15 protein-coding genes are annotated in these 16,192 nt (G+C 65.2%); 8 read left to right on the plus strand and 7 right to left on the minus strand.

Annotation, left to right across the window (positions count from 1 at the left end; all coding sequences use genetic code 11):
- Window positions 1–15: 15 nt before the first annotated feature.
- The 4 genes from ugpA to ugpQ are packed head-to-tail and all read left to right on the plus strand — an operon-like array spanning window position 16 to window position 3,574.
- Window positions 16–897 carry a sn-glycerol-3-phosphate ABC transporter permease UgpA gene (ugpA, locus tag CXB49_RS03120; RefSeq protein ID WP_101707043.1) on the plus strand — a complete coding sequence of 294 codons (882 nt, stop codon included), beginning with the start codon at window positions 16–18 and terminating at the stop codon, window positions 895–897.
- The gene (gene ugpE / locus CXB49_RS03125; RefSeq protein WP_101707044.1) at window positions 897–1,736 is read left to right on the plus strand and encodes a sn-glycerol-3-phosphate ABC transporter permease UgpE; all 840 of its coding nucleotides are present in this window, start codon (window positions 897–899) and stop codon (window positions 1,734–1,736) included. Before ugpA ends, ugpE begins: the two co-directional genes overlap by 1 nt.
- 13 nt (window positions 1,737–1,749) lie before the next feature.
- Entirely contained in the window at window positions 1,750–2,862 is a 1,113-nt protein-coding gene (locus CXB49_RS03130; protein ID WP_101707045.1) for a sn-glycerol-3-phosphate import ATP-binding protein UgpC, read from the plus strand.
- Complete coding sequence (gene ugpQ, locus CXB49_RS03135; RefSeq protein WP_101707046.1) at window positions 2,825–3,574, plus strand: glycerophosphodiester phosphodiesterase; 750 nt, start codon at window positions 2,825–2,827, stop codon at window positions 3,572–3,574. Before CXB49_RS03130 ends, ugpQ begins: the two co-directional genes overlap by 38 nt.
- A gap of 65 nt (window positions 3,575–3,639) precedes the next feature.
- On the opposite strand, the gene CXB49_RS03140 is transcribed toward ugpQ, so the two are convergent.
- Window positions 3,640–4,371 carry an ABC transporter substrate-binding protein gene (locus CXB49_RS03140; protein ID WP_101707047.1) on the minus strand — a complete coding sequence of 244 codons (732 nt, stop codon included), beginning with the start codon at window positions 4,369–4,371 and terminating at the stop codon, window positions 3,640–3,642.
- Between the two features lie 346 nt (window positions 4,372–4,717).
- Between CXB49_RS03140 and CXB49_RS03145 the strand changes: the two genes are divergently transcribed.
- Window positions 4,718–6,133, plus strand: coding sequence for a sodium:alanine symporter family protein (locus CXB49_RS03145; RefSeq protein WP_101707048.1), 1,416 nt, complete (start codon window positions 4,718–4,720; stop codon window positions 6,131–6,133).
- 151 nt (window positions 6,134–6,284) lie between these two features.
- Here the strand turns inward: CXB49_RS03145 and CXB49_RS03150 are convergent, their stop codons facing one another.
- Both CXB49_RS03150 and hemN read right to left on the minus strand, forming a co-directional pair.
- Window positions 6,285–8,300, minus strand: coding sequence for a methyl-accepting chemotaxis protein (locus CXB49_RS03150; protein WP_101707049.1), 2,016 nt, complete (start codon window positions 8,298–8,300; stop codon window positions 6,285–6,287).
- A 225-nt stretch (window positions 8,301–8,525) separates the two neighbouring features.
- On the minus strand, window positions 8,526–9,932 hold the full coding sequence (hemN, locus tag CXB49_RS03155; protein WP_101707050.1) for an oxygen-independent coproporphyrinogen III oxidase: 1,407 nt from the start codon (window positions 9,930–9,932) through the stop codon (window positions 8,526–8,528).
- Window positions 9,933–10,038: 106 nt separating this feature from the next.
- Here hemN and fnr point away from each other — a divergent pair, with 106 nt between their 5' ends.
- On the plus strand, window positions 10,039–10,785 hold the full coding sequence (gene fnr / locus CXB49_RS03160) for a fumarate/nitrate reduction transcriptional regulator Fnr (protein WP_101707051.1): 747 nt from the start codon (window positions 10,039–10,041) through the stop codon (window positions 10,783–10,785).
- A 57-nt stretch (window positions 10,786–10,842) separates the two neighbouring features.
- On the opposite strand, the gene CXB49_RS03165 is transcribed toward fnr, so the two are convergent.
- The 4 genes from CXB49_RS03165 to CXB49_RS03180 are packed head-to-tail and all read right to left on the minus strand — an operon-like array spanning window position 10,843 to window position 13,638.
- Window positions 10,843–11,607 (minus strand): DUF1853 family protein, encoded by a 765-nt coding sequence (locus tag CXB49_RS03165; protein WP_101707052.1) that lies wholly within the window; start codon window positions 11,605–11,607, stop codon window positions 10,843–10,845.
- Entirely contained in the window at window positions 11,582–12,628 is a 1,047-nt protein-coding gene (locus tag CXB49_RS03170) for an IS630 family transposase (protein WP_101706528.1), read from the minus strand. The genes CXB49_RS03165 and CXB49_RS03170 overlap by 26 nt, the downstream gene beginning before the upstream one ends.
- A 28-nt stretch (window positions 12,629–12,656) precedes the next feature.
- The gene (locus CXB49_RS03175) at window positions 12,657–12,884 is read right to left on the minus strand and encodes a hypothetical protein (protein ID WP_101707053.1); all 228 of its coding nucleotides are present in this window, start codon (window positions 12,882–12,884) and stop codon (window positions 12,657–12,659) included.
- Window positions 12,874–13,638 (minus strand): RNA methyltransferase, encoded by a 765-nt coding sequence (locus CXB49_RS03180; RefSeq protein WP_101707054.1) that lies wholly within the window; start codon window positions 13,636–13,638, stop codon window positions 12,874–12,876. Before CXB49_RS03180 ends, CXB49_RS03175 begins: the two co-directional genes overlap by 11 nt.
- Window positions 13,639–13,783: 145 nt before the next feature.
- Here CXB49_RS03180 and CXB49_RS03185 point away from each other — a divergent pair, with 145 nt between their 5' ends.
- A complete protein-coding gene (locus tag CXB49_RS03185) occupies window positions 13,784–14,575 on the plus strand; it encodes an inositol monophosphatase family protein (RefSeq protein ID WP_101707055.1) in 792 nt (263 codons plus the stop codon).
- 138 nt (window positions 14,576–14,713) lie between these two features.
- The gene (locus tag CXB49_RS03190; RefSeq protein ID WP_101707056.1) at window positions 14,714–16,192 is read left to right on the plus strand and encodes a multicopper oxidase family protein; all 1,479 of its coding nucleotides are present in this window, start codon (window positions 14,714–14,716) and stop codon (window positions 16,190–16,192) included.

The following is a 16,192-nucleotide window of genomic DNA, read 5'->3' on the forward strand; positions in this document are numbered from 1 at the left end:
CGCTGGAACGCACGCATGCAGAATCGCATTCATTTTTCCAATCGCTGGCTGGGTTTCGCGCTGATGGCGCCGCAGCTGGCGATCACCTTGATCTTCTTCCTGTGGCCGGCCGGAGAGGCTCTGTGGCAGTCGGTGCTGCAACAGGACCCGTTCGGCCTGGACAGCCAGTTCGTCGGCCTGGCCAATTTCAGCCAGCTCTTCCATGACCCGTTGTACCTGGGCACGATACAGACCACATTGCTGTTCAGCGCCTTGGTGACGCTGCTGGGCACCGGCAGCGCGCTGATCCTGGCGGTGATGGCCAACCAGATCGTCCGCGGCCGGCGCGTCTACCAGACGGTGCTGATCGCGCCGTACGCGATCGCGCCGTCGGTGGTGGCGGTATTGTGGCTGTTCCTGTTCAACCCCAGCCTGGGCTGGGTCAGCTATTTGCTGCGCGAGGCCGGTTACGAGTGGAACCACGCGCTCAACGGCGGCCAGGCGCTGCTGTTGGTGGTGCTGGCCTCGGCCTGGAAGCAGATCAGCTACAACTTCCTGTTCTTCTACGCCGGCCTGCAGGCGATACCGGCGTCGCTGATCGAGGCGGCGGCGATAGACGGCGCCGGCCCGGTGCGCCGCTTCCGCGACCTGGTGTTTCCGTTGCTGTCGCCGACCAGCTTCTTTCTGCTGGTGGTCAACCTGGTGTACGCCTTCTTCGACACCTTCGCAGTGATCGACGCCGCCACCGGCGGCGGGCCGGGCAAGTCCACCGAGACGATGATACTGAAGGTGTATCTGGAAGGCTTCAAGGGCCTGGATCTCGGCAGTTCGGCCGCGCAGTCGGTGGTGCTGATGGCGGTGGTCGGCCTGTTGACGCTGATCCAGTTCCGTTACGTGGAAAGAAAGGTGCAGTACTGATGGTGGAGAACCGCAAAGGGCTGGACCTGTTCTGCCACGCGATGTTGATCGCGGGCATGCTGGTGGTCGCCTTTCCCTTGTACCTGATGTTGGCCGCCGCCAGCCAGGATGCCGAGCAGGTGACGCGGGTGCCGCTGTCGCTGCTGCCCGGCAGTCAGCTGTGGGCCAACCTCTCCACCGTGCTGTGGAGCGGAACCGGCGGCCTGGCCGTGCCATTGGCGCGGACCCTGTGGAACAGTTTTGCGATGGCGATGCTGATCGCCGTCGGCAAGATCGTGATTTCCTTCCTGTCGGCCTACGCCATCGTCTATTTCCGCTTTCCCTTGCGCAAGACCGGCTTCGCGCTGATCTTCGCCACGCTGATGCTGCCGGTGGAGGTGCGCATCTTCCCGACGGTGGAAGTGGTCACCCAGATGGGGCTGATCAACAGCTACACCGGCTTGACGCTGCCCTTGATCGCATCCGCCACCGCCACCTTCCTGCTGCGGCAGTTCTTCATGACGCTGCCCAAGGAATTGATGGAGGCGGCGCGGGTGGACGGCGCGGGGCCGATCCGCTTCATGATCGATGTGGTGCTGCCCTTGTCGCGCACCAATATCGCGGCCTTGTTCGTCATCACCTTCATCTATGGCTGGAACCAGTATCTGTGGCCGCTGTTGGTCACCCACGATCCGGCGATGTCCACCTCGGTGATCGCGATCAAGGGCATGCTGGGCGAGGGCGCGGTGCAATGGCATCTGGTGATGGCGTCGGCGCTGCTGACCCTGCTGCCGCCGCTGGCGGTGGTGATCGGCATGCAGCGCTGGTTCGTCAAGGGTCTGGTCGACAACGAAAAATGAGAAAGGCTGCCAGATGGCAACATTGAAGCTGAACCAGGTGCGCAAGCGCTATCCGGGCGCCGAGCGCCGGGTGTTGGAAGATATTTCGCTGGACATCGCCGACGGCGAGTTCGTCGTCATCGTCGGTCCGTCCGGCTGCGGCAAGTCGACGCTGCTGCGCATGGTCGCCGGGCTGGAAAGCATAGAAGAGGGCGAGATCCGCATCGGCGAGCGTCTGGTCAACCAGCTGGAGCCCAAGGACCGCGACATCGCGATGGTGTTCCAGAACTACGCGCTGTACCCGCATATGACGGTGGCGGACAATATGGGCTACGCGCTGAAGCTCCGCGGCCTGAAGAAGGCCGACATCGCCGAGCGGGTGCGCAAGGTGGCGGCGGTGCTGGAATTGGAGCAGCTGCTGGAGCGCAAGCCGCGCGAGTTGTCCGGCGGCCAGCGCCAGCGGGTGGCGATGGGCCGCGCCATCGTGCGCGAGCCGGCGGTCTTCCTGTTCGATGAACCGTTGTCCAATCTGGACGCCAAGCTGCGCGGCCAGATGCGGCTGGAGATCCAGCAATTGCACCGTCGGCTGGCCACGACCAGCCTCTACGTCACCCACGACCAGGTGGAGGCGATGACGCTGGCCGACCGCGTCATCGTGCTGAACAAGGGCCATATCGAGCAGATAGGCGCGCCGGACGAGATCTACGACCGGCCGGCCTCGACCTTCGTCGCCGCCTTCATGGGCTCGCCGGGGATGAATTTGTTCGACGCGGAGGCGGACGCGCGCGGCGAGCGGCTGCTGTTGGGCGACGGCGCGTCGCTGGCGCTGCCGCGGCCGGACGCGGCGTTGGCAGGCCGCAAGCTCAAGGCCGGCATCCGTCCCGAGCATCTGCGCGTCGGCGGCGAGCCCGGCCAGGCGCTGGACATGCGCGTCGACAATGTGGAAATGCTGGGCGCCGACAACTACGCCTACGGCCTGGCGGCCGGGCAGCGCGTCGTGATCCGGCTGGCCCACGGCCACAGGCCCGAGCCGGGCAGCTGGCTGGAAGTGACGGTGCGCGCCGAGTCGCTGCACCTGTTTGACGCTGAAACCCAACGGAGAATCGCATATGTCGCAGCAGAGCAAGCGCCGCTGGCCGTATCCTGAGGTCGTCGCCCACCGCGGCGGGGGCACGCTGGCGCCGGAAAACACCATCGCCGGCTTCCGCGAGGGCGTGCGCCACGGCTATCGCGCGGCGGAGTGCGACGTCAAGCTGTCGGCCGACAATGTCTGCTTCCTGCTGCACGACGACACCGTGGACCGCACCTGCAACGGCAAGGGCCTGGCCGCCGGCATGTTCATGGCCGAGCTGTCGCGGCTCGACGCCGGCGCGTGGAAGGGCGCCGCCTTCGCCGGCGAAGCGCTGCCGACGCTGGCCAATGTGGCCGCTTACTGCCTGGCGCAAGGCATGTCGCTGAATCTAGAGATCAAGCCTTGTCCCCGCCGGGAAGAAGAAACCGGCCGGCTGGTGGCGCAGGAGGCCGCGAAGCTGTGGGCCGGCGCGGCGGTGCCGCCGCTGCTGTCCTCGTTCGAGATTGACGCCTTGCGCGCGGCCAAGGCTGCCGAGCCGGCGCTGCCGCGCGCCTTTCTGTGCGAGGAGATTCCGGCCGACTGGCGCGCGATCCTGGAGGAGCTGGACTGCGTCGCGCTGCATTGCGACCACAAGACCCTGACCGAGCCGCTGGCGCGCGCGATCAAGGCCGCCGGCTACCAGCTGTTGTGCTACACCGTCAACGACGCGGCCGATGCCCGCCGGCTGCTGGACTGGGGCGTGGACAGCCTGTGCACCGACCGGCTGGATTTGCTGCCGGCGCGGTAAGAGCCTGCTGGCCGGCAGAAAACCGCCGATACCGCAAAAAGATCGTAAACAGGCTCTCGGCTCCATCATTGAGGCCAGCGCTGGAAGACGGCCTGCAGGCCGCCGTTCTGCTGCAGCCGCCTCAGCGCCGTCTCGAACTGCCGCGCGCGCGGATCGCCCTTGGCGAAGGCGACGTAGCGCGGCATTTCCACCAGCGGCCGCGCCAGCACCCGCACCAGGCCGCCGGCCTGTTGTTGCTGGATGAAGTACAGCAGCTGCACCTTGTCGCCGACGATGATGTCGACACGGCGCGCCAGCAGCATCGCCACCAGCTGGCGCGGCGAGCTGGCGTGCAGGTCGCGCTGCAGATCAGCCTGGTCGAAATCGGTGTCGTAGGCGTAGCCGTGCACCTGGCCTATCATGTAGGGCTTCAGGTCGTCGAGGCTGCGCCAGCCTTGCAGCGCGCTCTGCCTGAGCGTGATGAACACCGTCTGTCCCTTGCGCAGCGGGCCGACCAGTTCGTACTGGGCGCGGCGCTCGGCGGTGCCGGTGAAGACGAAGCCGGCGTCGGCGTCCTTCTGCGCCAGCAGCAGCTTGACCCGCTCCCAAGGCAACAGGCCGATGCGGAACGGCGCGCCGGCCTCGCGCATCACCGCTTGCACCAATTCAACATCCAGGCCCTGCGGCGTGCGGCCATCGTCGGCGAGATAGCTGTACGGCTCGAAACTGGCGTCGGCGACCAGCCGCCACGGCGGATTTTCCGCCGCCAGGCAGGCCGCGGCCCACAACATCGCCAGCCAATAGCCGATCGCTTTCATTTGCCTTGCCGCTCCGTCTGCGTCGATTCCCAGCTTAGCACCGCGTAGCGGCGGCACAATGATTTGTAAACAGACTATTATTCATGTGACGGTCTGTTTTCATTTCATTCACTTTTATCCGATTGCCAGTGCCGGCTTTCCTTTGTAGATTCGATCTGATTTCGCATTCCACGCGAAACGCGGGCCGGCTTTCCGCCGGCGCTCTCCCATTTCATACCAGCCATTCGGCCAGACAGGCTTGCCCGGCGGGCGCGTGTCCGGCGTTTGGCGCATACCCGGCGCAGACCGGGAGCAGGGTCCGCCTGGCGGCGGACCGATGCCGACGCTCAGCAAGGTAAGGAGTACCATGGAGCTGTTTCATTCTTTGATCAATGCCGTCAACGACGTGCTGTGGGGCAAGGTGTTGATCGCCCTGCTGCTGGCGGTGGGCCTGTATTTCTCGCTGCGTTCCGGCCTGTTGCAGCTGCGGCTGTTCTCGCGCGGCTGGCGCGAAATGGTGGGCGGCCGCGGCGGCCATGTCAGCAAGAACGACATCTCGCCGTTCCAGGCCTTCGCCACCGGGCTGGCCAGCCGGGTCGGCACCGGCAATATCGCCGGCGTCGCCATCGCCATCGCGGCCGGCGGCCCCGGCGCGGTGTTCTGGATGTGGCTGACCGCCTTGCTCGGCATGTCCAGCGCCTTCGTCGAGTCGACGCTGGCTCAACTGTTCAAGACCAGCCACCACGACGACACTTTCCGCGGCGGCCCCGCCTACTACATCCAGAAGGGCCTGGGCCTGCGCTGGTTGGGCGTGGTGTTCGCGCTGTGCCTGATCCTGGCCTTCGGCCTGGTGTTCAACGCGGTGCAGGCCAACTCCATCGTCGCCGCGACGGAAGGCGCCTGGGGTTGGAACCGCTACGCGGTGGGCATCGGCCTGGTGCTGTTGACCGCGCCGGTGATCTTCGGCGGCGTGCGCTCGGTGGCGCGCGTGGCCGAGTGGCTGGTGCCGGTGATGGCGCTGATCTATCTGCTGATGGCCTTCTACGTGCTGGCCATCCACGCGGCCGAACTGCCGGGCCTGGTGGTGTTGATTGTCAAGAGCGCGCTGGGCCTGGAGCAGGCGGCCGGCGGCGTGGCCGGCTACGCGGTCAGCCAGGCGATGATGCTGGGCATCAAGCGCGGCCTGTTCTCCAACGAGGCCGGCATGGGCTCGGCGCCGAACGCCGCCGCCACCGCCACTTCGAAACATCCGGCCAGCCAGGGCGCGATCCAGATGTTCGGCGTCTTCATCGACACCATGGTGGTGTGCACCGCGACCGCCGCCATCATCCTGCTGTCCGGCGTGCACGACCAGGGCCTCAGCGGCGTGGCGCTGACGCAGAAGGCCGTCGAGTCGCAGTTCGGCCCGATAGGCGTGTCCTTCCTGGCGGTGGCGATGTTCCTGTTCGCGTTTTCGTCCATTCTGGGCAATTACGCCTACGCCGAGGGCAATGTCGAGTTCATCCGCAGCAATAGGCGCGCGCTGCTGGCTTTCCGCCTGGTGGTGCTGGCGATGGTGCTGTTCGGCGCGCTGGCCAGCCTGCCGCTGGTGTGGGACATGGCCGATCTGGCGATGGGCCTGATGGCGCTGATCAACCTGGTGGCCATCGTGCTGCTGTCGCGCTACTTCTTCACCGTGCTCGGCGATTACCAGCGCCAGTTGAAGGCCGGCGTCGCCGCGCCGGTGTTCAAGGCCGACCAGTATCCGGAACTGGCCGCCAAGGTGGAGAAGGGCGTTTGGTGAGCCCGTTTTCTAGCCTGCCATGACGAAGAAGCCCGCCGTTTTCGGCGGGTTTTTTGTTTGAACAGCTTCTTAGAGCCTGTTTACGATCTTTTTGCGGCATCGGCGGTTTTCTGCCGGATGCAGGGCGCGGAAAAAGATCGTAAACAGGCTCTTAGACGGTGAAGCGTCCGGCCAGGCCCACCAGCCGTTGCGAGATCGCCTGCAGCTCGCCGGCCGTTTTCGCGCTGTCTCTGACCGCCAGGCTGTTCTGCTCGGACATCCGCGACACCTGCTCGACGCTCTGCGCCAGCGTATGGCTGGCGCTGCTCTGCTCGCGCAGCGACGAGGTGATCCGGTGGATGCTGTCCAGCACGTCGTCGACGCAATGGCGGATGTTGTCCATGCTTGAGCCGGCCTCGCGGGCGCGTTGCTGGCCGTCCATGATGGACTTCATGCCTTGTTGCATGCTGTCGTTGCCCTTTTGCGCGGTGTTCTGGATCTGACTGACGATGTCGCTGATCTCGGTGGTCGACAGCGCGGTGCGTTCGGCCAGCTTGCGCACTTCGTCGGCGACGACGGCGAAGCCGCGGCCCATCTCGCCGGCGCGCGCCGCCTCGATGGCCGCGTTCAGCGCCAACAGATTGGTCTGTTCGGCGACGTCGCGTATCACGTCGACGATGCCGGCGATGGACTCCGACTGCCGGCCGAGGTCGCTGATGGTGTCGGACACCGAGGACACGTCGCGAACGATGCCGTCCATGCTGCTGGCGGTGGCGGCGATGACCCGGTTGCCGTCCGACGAGCGGCTGGCGGCGTCGGTGGACAGCTTGTCGACCTGTTCCGACTGCGTCGCGCACTCGGACAGGCTGGTGCTCAGCTCTTCTATCGCCGCGGCCATGCTGGCGGCCGCCTCGCTCTGCTGGGCGCTGCCGGCGGTGATGCTTTGCGCGCTGTGCGCCATCGCGTCGGCCGCCCGCTTGACCTCGCCCGAGGTTTCCAGCATCTGGGTCACCGTTTCGCGCAGCTGATTGCGCATCTGGCGGATCGCCGCCAGCAGGCTGAGCTCGTCGCGCTCGCGCAGGTGGATGCGGGTGTCCAGCCTGCCCGCCGCCAGCTGTTCCACCACTTGCTGCACATAGCCGGGCTCGCCGCCCAACTGCAGCGTGATCGACAGGTAGAGCTGGTGGAACAGGAAGATGGCCAGCAGCATCGCCGCGACGCCGATGGCGATATAGCTGTTGCGCTGGCTGGCGGTGCGGTCTATCCGCTCCTGCAGCAGTTGGTCCAGCCGCGCCAGGCCGCCGGCGATATAGGCGGAGACCACCTGGGCGGCGTCGGCGCTGTGTCCGGCCACTTTCAGCCCGCCGGCGCCGGTCTTGCCGCCGACGGCGTCGTCTATCGCCGGCAACTGGCTTTTCAGCAGCGCCGCCAGCCGGTCGCCCTGCGACGACATGTCCGCTTTCAGTCCGGCGTTGTAGGCGACGGCCTTGGCGATGTCGCCGGCCAGGCCGTCGTTGACTTCGGCGATCAGCGGCCGCAGCTCCACCAGGCGGTCGCGCTGGGCGGGATCGAGCGCATGGTTGGCTTCGGCCTGCGCGGCGACGGCGTTGGCCTCGCCCAGATGGCTGATCAGCGTGGTCAGCTTGGCGGTGGCGGCGTCCATCAGGTAATAGGTGTCGATGTCGGGATCCAGCGTCAGGTTGGAGTTGTCGCTGACGGCGCCGATCAGATTGTTCAGCTTGTCGCTGAGAGTGCCGTAGGCGGCTATCCATTGCGAAGGCTGGGCGGACTGGACGGCTTTCAGCTTGTTCCAGGCCGCGGCGGCGTCCTTCCAGGCGGCGTCGCTGGCCAACTCGGCGCCGAGCCGGCCGTTGACGTCCTGCAGCGCCTGCCACCGCTCCTGCAATCGCTGAACGGCCGACGGCAGCTCGCTGTTGGCCTGGGCGTCGCCGAGCGCCGCGCGCACCGACAGCTCCTGTCCCTGCTGGGCCTGCGCCAGCACCGCGGTCAGCGGCTGCATATAGGCGACCCCCACCCTCTCCTTGGCGGTGGACTCGATATTGTCCTGGTTGCTGCGATACAGGCCGTACACCAGGTAGAGCAGGGCGACGGCGAAGACCAGGCCGATCACGGCGAAGCGCTTCGGGTAGCTGAGGCGCTGCATCAGCCGGACGATGGGGGTGGACATGGCTAACTCCTTCCGCGGACCGGTCGTGGCGCGGCGGCGGGGGGGCGAACGGCGAGGAAACGGGGATGCAGCTCCTTTACTGTATAGAGCCTGTTCAAAGTCTCTACCGGCAGCGGCCCGGGCGGGCTGCTCGCGAAAAGATTTTGAGCAGGCGCATCAGTTACAAGCGGCGGGACTGGCCGTTCGAGCCGGGAGCCGGGCGCCGTCGGCGCCCGGAGGGGATGGTCAGATGGTTCGGGAATAGCGCGCCTGGGTCTGGCGCTCGCGCAGGTGGCGGTCGAAAATCATCGCGATATTGCGGATCAGGAAGCGGCCTTTCGGCTCCACCATCAGGAAGTCGCCGTCGAAGGACAGCAGGCCTTGCTGTTGGAAATCGCGAATCTGTGGCATTTCCGCCGCAAAATACTGGGCGAAATTGATGCCGTGCACCTCTTCTATCGCCTCCACCGACAGCGAGAAGCGGCACATCAGGCCCTGGATGACGGTTCGGCGCAGCACGTCGTCGTTGTCCAGCTCCAGTCCGCGCGCCACCGGCAGCCGGCCCTGGTCCAGCGCGGCGTAATAATCGTCCAGCGTCTTGTCGTTCTGGCTGTAACAGGAGCCGACCTTGCCGATGGCCGAGACGCCGAAGCCCAGCATGTCGCAGTCGGCGTGGGTCGAGTAGCCCTGGAAATTGCGTTGCAGCCGGCCCTGGCGCAGGGCGACCGCCAATTCGTCGTCCGGCTTGGCGAAATGGTCCATGCCGATGAAGACGTAGCCGGCGTCGGTCAGCGTCCGCACCGCGTCCTGCAGGATGTCCAGCTTGACCGCCGATGACGGCAGCTCGGCCTCGACGATGCGCCGCTGCGGCATGAAGACCGATGGCAGGTGGGCGTAGTTGTACAGCGCCAGCCGGTCGGGATCGAGCGCGATCGCGGCGTCCAGCGTCTGCCGCATCGAGTCGCGGCTCTGCAGCGGCAGGCCGTAGATCAGGTCCAGGCTGACCGATTTCATGCCGGCCTCGCGGCCGGCCTCGATCACCGCGCGGGTCTCGGCCTCGCTCTGGATGCGGTTGACCGCCCGCTGCACTTCGGGATTGAAGTCCTGCACGCCGACGCTGATCCGGTTGAAGCCATATTCTGCCAGCTTGAACATTGTTTCACGCTTAACCTTGCGCGGATCGATCTCGATGGAATATTCTCCGTCGCTCAGGAACGTGAAGTTGTCCTGCAGCATGCCCATCAGGCGCTCGAGCTGGACGTCGGACAGGAAAGTCGGCGTGCCGCCGCCGAAATGCAGCTGTATCACCTTTTCGCGGCAGCCCAGCGCCTCGGCCGTCAGGCGGATTTCCCGCTCCAGATAGTCGAGGTAGCGATCGGCTAGGCTCTTGTTTTTGGTGATGATCTTGTTGCAGCCACAGTAATAACAAATTGTGTTGCAAAACGGTATATGAGCGTACAATGATAAAGGTTTGCGATTGGCTCCGATCCGGCGCTGGCGCAGACTGTGCTGGTAATTGTCAGCGGAAAAGCCCGGCGTGAAGCGGTCCGCGGTCGGGTAGGACGTGTATCTTGGTCCCGATCCTTCGAGGCGTTCGATCAGTTCCCGATCGAACTCGAAATGGGCGGGAGAAAATGGACGGGTGGTTTTCATGTCGTATTCGGATGGTAAAACTTCTGGTGGACTGGTAAATTTGCGGAAAACCTGCGAATTCCGTATTGACAAGGGTCAAGCTTCGACGGCTTGCGGCAAACACAGCATGTCTGAACAAAATCAAACTTCCCTGCATTCACTGAAAATCTCCTGCTCCAGCTGCAGTCTGCGCGAGCTATGCCTGCCGGTCGGACTCAACCGCGAGGAAATGAGCCAGCTGGACACGGTGATCCGCCAGAGCCGCCGCCTGAAGCGCGGCGAGTACCTGTTCCGCAGCGGCGAGGGGTTCAAATCGCTGTACGCGGTGCGCACCGGCTTTTTCAAGACCTCGGTCGCCAGCCAGGACGGTCGCGAGCAGGTCACCGGCTTTTTGATGTCGGGCGAGCTGATGGGGCTGGACGGCATTTCCACCAGCAGCCACAGCTGCGACGCGATCGCGCTGGAGGACAGCGAGGTGTGCGAGCTGCCGTTCAGCCGGATGGAGATGCTGAGCCGCGACATTCCCAGCCTGCAGCACCATTTCTACCGGCTGATGAGCCGAGAGATCGTCCGCGACCAGAACGTGATGCTGTTGCTTGGCAATATGAAGGCGGAGGAGCGCATCGCCGCCTTCCTGCTGAATCTGTCGCAGCGGCTGTCCACCCGGGGCTTCGCCGCCAACGACTTCATCCTGCGGATGAGCCGCGAGGAAATCGGCAGCTTCCTTGGCCTGAAACTGGAAACGGTCAGCCGCACGCTGTCGAAATTCCAGCAGCAGGGCTGGATCACCGTCGACCACAAGCACATCCAGCTGGTGCGGGTGCAGGATCTGAAGGACCTGATTTCCGGTTGCCTGCACGCCAGCGGCCATTGAGCCCGGCGGGCGCCGCATCGAGCAAGGCAGGCCATGGGCCTGCCTTTTTTCATGTCTTCAACCGGCCTGGCCGGCGATCAGGGCGCGCAGTGCGGCCAGCCGCTGCGGATCGGGCCACCCGGGCGGCGTGACGAAGCCGCGGGCGGCCTCCCGCCAGCGGCCGTCGCCGTCCGGCTGCAACTCGGCCACCAATTGCGGCGACGGGCAGGCCAGCAGCCGCTCGCGCAGCGCCGCCTCGTCCAGCGTGTCGGCCCGCTCCAGCCACGCCGGGGCCAGCCAGGACAGCCGCGGCAGCCAGGCCCAGCGCGAGTCGTCGCGGCGCCGGGGCCATGTCTCGGCCAGCGGCGCGTGCCAGCCGCGCAAGGCGTCCGGCGCCAGCGGCGGCGGCAAGGCGTGATCCGCTGGAAAGAACAGCCAGCCGGTCAGCCGGGCGCCGGCATGGCAGTCGGCGAAACCGTCCGGCAGCCGCGCGGCGGCGTCCGGATGGCGGCTCAGACGCAATTGTGTGGCAAGTTTGGTCGCTTTCAACCGCCAGGCGTCGCGAAGGCCGGGACCGACCAGCGAGTCGGCTCCGTCGCCCAATTGCAGATAGAATTTGCTGGCGGTCTCCAGGTGCCACGGCTCGCCGTCCAGCCACAGCAGGAAGTCGAACTCGCCCACCGTGCGGCGCCCGCTGTCGATGACAATCAGGTTTTCCGCGGCGACGCGGATGTGCGGCGCGTGGCGGAACCAGAAATAGAAAAGTCGTTCAGCATATCGACCTATTAATCCGGCAGTCAAATACCGTACAGAAAGCTCATGCCGCGTAGCGGATTTTTTCATGCCGGAAGTACGACCGGATTCTGGCCGGCTGCTTCTGCAATGAGCGTAAATGGGACAGCACTTTCCCTTGAAGTTGACCGTCTGATCGAACCGGCTCACCTGCGCTCATTCTGGCCTTCAGGTCGCCGTTCAAGTATTCATCCGGGTTCAGTTCCGGTGAGTAGCTGGGCAGGAAGAACAACTCAATCGCCTTCTTGTTCTCTTCCTCCTCCAACCATGCTTGCACCAGCTTGCTGTGATGCACGCGCAAGTTGTCGAGGATCAAGAACACCTTCTTGCCGCCAGCATCACGGATCAGCCGCATCAGAAACTTGATCAGCACCCGGGCCGTCAAGGTCTCCCGGTACAGCATGAAGCGCATCTTGCCTTGGTTGGTAATGGCCGAAATCAAGTTGATGCGCGCTCTTTTCGATTGGGATAACACCAGAACTGGGGTTTGGCCTTTTGGGGCGTAGCCACGCGGAAAGTGCTCAACACTCGACACCGCCGATTCGTCGCCCCAGCTGATTTCAGCCATTTCCGCTTTGGCACGCGCGACGATAGCCGGGTATTCCTCCTTGAGCCATTTCTCGACTGCTGCCGGTCGCTGCTCATAAGCGCGTTTGAGCGGGCGCTGCGGCGTAAAGCCCCAGCGGGCCAAGTACAGACGGACAGTACGGATCGGCAGATCGATCAGAAACATCTGCTTGATTACAGCCTTGACCGCCTGAGCACTCCACAGGGCAAACCTCAGCTTCATCTGGTCTGGCGTGCGATCCACGATGTCCTGCTTGATCCGGGCTTCCTGCGCCTCGGTCAGCCGACGGCCGGTGCCTTCGGCGCGACCGCGCTTCTGTTCTTTGAATCCCTGCGCACCTAGTGCTGCCTCACGCACCACCCAGGCGGAAATGGTGGGGCGGCGCAGCCCGAGTTCTTCGGCAATACTGGCTTGAGACCGGCCTCGCTTGTACATCCGGATAGCGGTACGCCTCAGCTGCTCACGGGCGGCCAGTTCAAGCTTGCGCACATCGATTTTTTCCATGCCGGAAGTATACAATCTGTACGGATTATTACTGCCGGATTAATAGCCGCTTGCCGTCGCCGTCGGCGAGCCAGGCCAGCAGCGGGGCCGGGTCCCGCGCCAGCCGGCTTAAGCGCGCCGGGCCGTCCTCGCCCAGGAGCCGCCACGCCGGCAGCTCGTCGCCGCAATGCCAAGGGGAGGGGGAGGTCAGCAGAAAGGCGAGATCGCGCACCGCAGGGTGCGCGCAGGGCAGGTCGGGGACGGTTTCAGTCGCCATCCCGTTTCAGGCTGCCGTCGGCGGCGCGCTGAACCTGCTTGAAGAAGCCGCGCAAGATGTCGATCTCCTCGCGCAACAGTCCGGCGCGGTTGAACAAGGTGCGCATCCGCCGCATCAGCCGCTCGCCGTTGCGGCGCTGGAGGTAGCCGATGTCGTCCATCGCCTGTCCCAGGTGGCCGCACATGCCCTCGACCTCGCCCTGGGTGGCGGCCTCGCCGTCGGGGCGCAGGTATTCGACGTCGACGCCGGTATGGCTGAACAACTCGTAGGTCATCACCTGCACCGCCATCGCCAGGTTCAGCGAGAAGTAGTCCGGATTGCCGGGTATCGTCAGCAGCCGGTTGCACTGCTCCACTTCCTCTATCGACAGGCCGAAGGTCTCATTGCCGAACACCAGGGCCACCTGTTCGCCGTCGCGGGCGCGGGCGATCAGTTCCGGCGCGGTCTGGCGCGGCGTCGCCAGCGGCGTGGTCAGTTCGCGGCGGCGGCTGGTCAGCGCGCAGGCGACGGTGACGTCGGCCAGCGCTTCCGACAGCGTGCCGACCACGACGGCGCGTTCCAGCAGATCGGCTGCGCCGGAGGCCAGCGTGGTCGCTTCGTCGCTGGGAAACGCTTTCGGTTCAACCAGGTACAGCCGGCTCAATCCCATGGTTTTCATCGCGCGCGCGGCCGAGCCGATGTTGCCCGGATGGTTGGGGCGGGCCAGCACTACGCGGATGTTTTGCAGAAAATCAGGTACTTGGGGTTTATTCATTGGCGTTTTCACATTAAAATAGCGGGCATATATCAAAAGCCCGCGCCCAGGCGTCGGGTTTTTTTGTTCCTTAACCCAGATTGTTACTGGCGGGTGTCGCGTCATCGACGGACACCCGCCCATCGTTCAAGTGTAGAGGCCGTCAATGCATCCGATGCTCAATGTCGCGGTTAAAGCCGCTCGCCGCGCAGGCAGTGTTATCCAGCGCGCGTCGCTCAACCTCGACGCCATCCGCGTAGAGAAGAAAAAGCACAATGACTTTGTGACCGAGGTGGATCGCGCCGCCGAGGACGCGATCATCAACGTCATTCTCGAAGCCTATCCGAAGCACGCGATTCTAGCAGAAGAGTCCGGCGCCAAAGGCGTGGGTTCTTCCGAATACGAATGGATCATCGACCCGATCGACGGCACCACCAACTTCCTGCACGGCCACCCGCAATACGCGATCTCGATCGCGATGGCGCACAAGGGCCAGATCCAGCAGGCGGTGGTCTACGACCCGAACCGCAACGATCTGTTCACCGCCTCGCGCGGCGTCGGCTCCTTCCTCAACGACCGCCGCATCCGCGTCTCCAAGCGCTTCATGATGAACGAGTGCGTGATCGGCACCGGCTTCCCGGTTTCCGATCAGAGCTATATCGATCAGTACCTCGGCATGCTGAAGGACGTGATAGGCAAGACCGCCGGCGTGCGCCGCGAAGGCGCCGCGTCGCTGGATCTGTGCAATGTCGCCTGCGGCCGCACCGAAGGCTTCTTCGAGCTGAACCTGAAGCCGTGGGACATCGCAGCCGGCAGCCTGATCGTGCAGGAGGCGGGCGGCATCGTCACCGACCCGACCGGCGAGCAGGGCTGGTTCGAGTCCGGCGACATCGTCGCCGGCAGCCCGAAGGTGCTGGCCCAGCTGCTGCAACTGCTGGCGCCGCACGTCAACAAGTAAGCGGACAGCGTTCCGAAAAACGGCAGGCCCGATGGCCTGCCGTTTTTTTATGCCCGCGGGCATCGGACGCGGAACTGTTGCCACCGTCGCCACTCTAGGTTCAATATACCCGTGTGGGGTATCTTAACGGAGTGCGCGATGCAACGTCGTCAATTGATGCAATGGGGGGGCGCGCTGGCCCTGTCGCCGTGGTTCTTCAGGCCGGCATCGGCCGAGTCGGCCCATGCCGGCCATGGGGCGACGGGGGAGGCGGCGCCGATGCCGGACGCCGCCGCGCTGGGTTTGGCCAGCGGCTTGCCGCTGCCGGATCTGAAGCGCTTGCCGCTGGAGCGCAAGGACGGCGCGCTGCAAGGCTGCCTGACCGCGGCGTCGCTGAATCTGCCCTTGTTGCCCGGCAAGCCGGCGACGGAATTCTGGGCGTACAACGACAGCGTGCCCGGCCCGGCCATCGAGCTGATCGAGGGCGAAACGCTCAGCCTGCGCTTCGACAACCGCCTGCCGCAGCTGACCACCGTGCACTGGCACGGTCTGCCGATTCCGGCCGATCAGGACGGCAATCCGCACGATCCGGTCCTGTCCGGCCAGGGCCGCGACTACCGTTTCTCCCTGCCGCCCGGCAGCGCCGGCACCTATTGGTACCACCCGCATCCGCACGGCCATACCGCCGAGCAGGTGTACCGCGGACTCGCCGGCGTGTTCGTCGTCAGGAGCCGCAACGATCCGCTGGCCCATCTGCCGGAGCGCTGGCTGGTGCTGTCCGATCTGAAGCTGGACGACGGCGGCGCGATCGCCGCCAACAGCGAGGCCGACAAGATGGATGGCCGCGAGGGCCAGTTCGTGCTGGTCAACGGCGCGTGGCGGCCGAAGCTGGCGCTGGGGCGTGGCGAGCGCCAGCGCTGGAGGGTCTGGAACGCCACCAGCGCCCGGGTGCTGAAGCTGGCCTTGCCGGCGCATGAGGTCTGGCTGGTCGGCACCGACGGCGGCCTGATCGAAAAGCCGCGCCGCGTCGAATATCTGTTGTTGCCGCCGGGCGCGCGCGTCGAACTGGCCGTCACCGGCCGTTTCGACGCCGGCAAGCCGGCCGGCCTGATCGCGCTGCCGTACGCGCGCGGCAAGATGATGGGGCCGGAGCAGGGCAAGGCCTTGCCGCTGCTTGATGTCGAGGCCGGGCCGACGGAGACGACGGCGGCGCTGCCGTCCAGGCTGCGGACGATCGCGCCGTTGCCGAAGCCGACGGTCAGGCGCTTGGTGGCGTTCAGCGAGGACATGAGCAATCCGGCGGCGATGTTTCTGATCAACGGCAAGGCCTTCGACATGGACCGGATGGACTTCAGCGGCAAGGTCGGCGAGGTGGAGGAGTGGGAAATCGACAATCGGGCCGACATGGACCATCCCTTCCATTTGCACGGCACCCAGTTCCAGGTGACGGAGCGGCACGACGGCAAAGGCTGGCGGCGCGAGTCCTACCTGGCTTGGCGCGACGTGGTCAATGTGCCGCCGGGGCAGAAGGTCAGGCTGCGTTTCCGCCAGGATATGCCCGGTCCGCGGATGTTTCACTGCCATATCCTGGAGCACGAGGACGCCGGGATGATGGGCACGCTGGATGTTCGTGCCTAG

Source organism: Chromobacterium sp. ATCC 53434 (assembly GCF_002848345.1).
Taxonomy (GTDB): domain Bacteria; phylum Pseudomonadota; class Gammaproteobacteria; order Burkholderiales; family Chromobacteriaceae; genus Chromobacterium.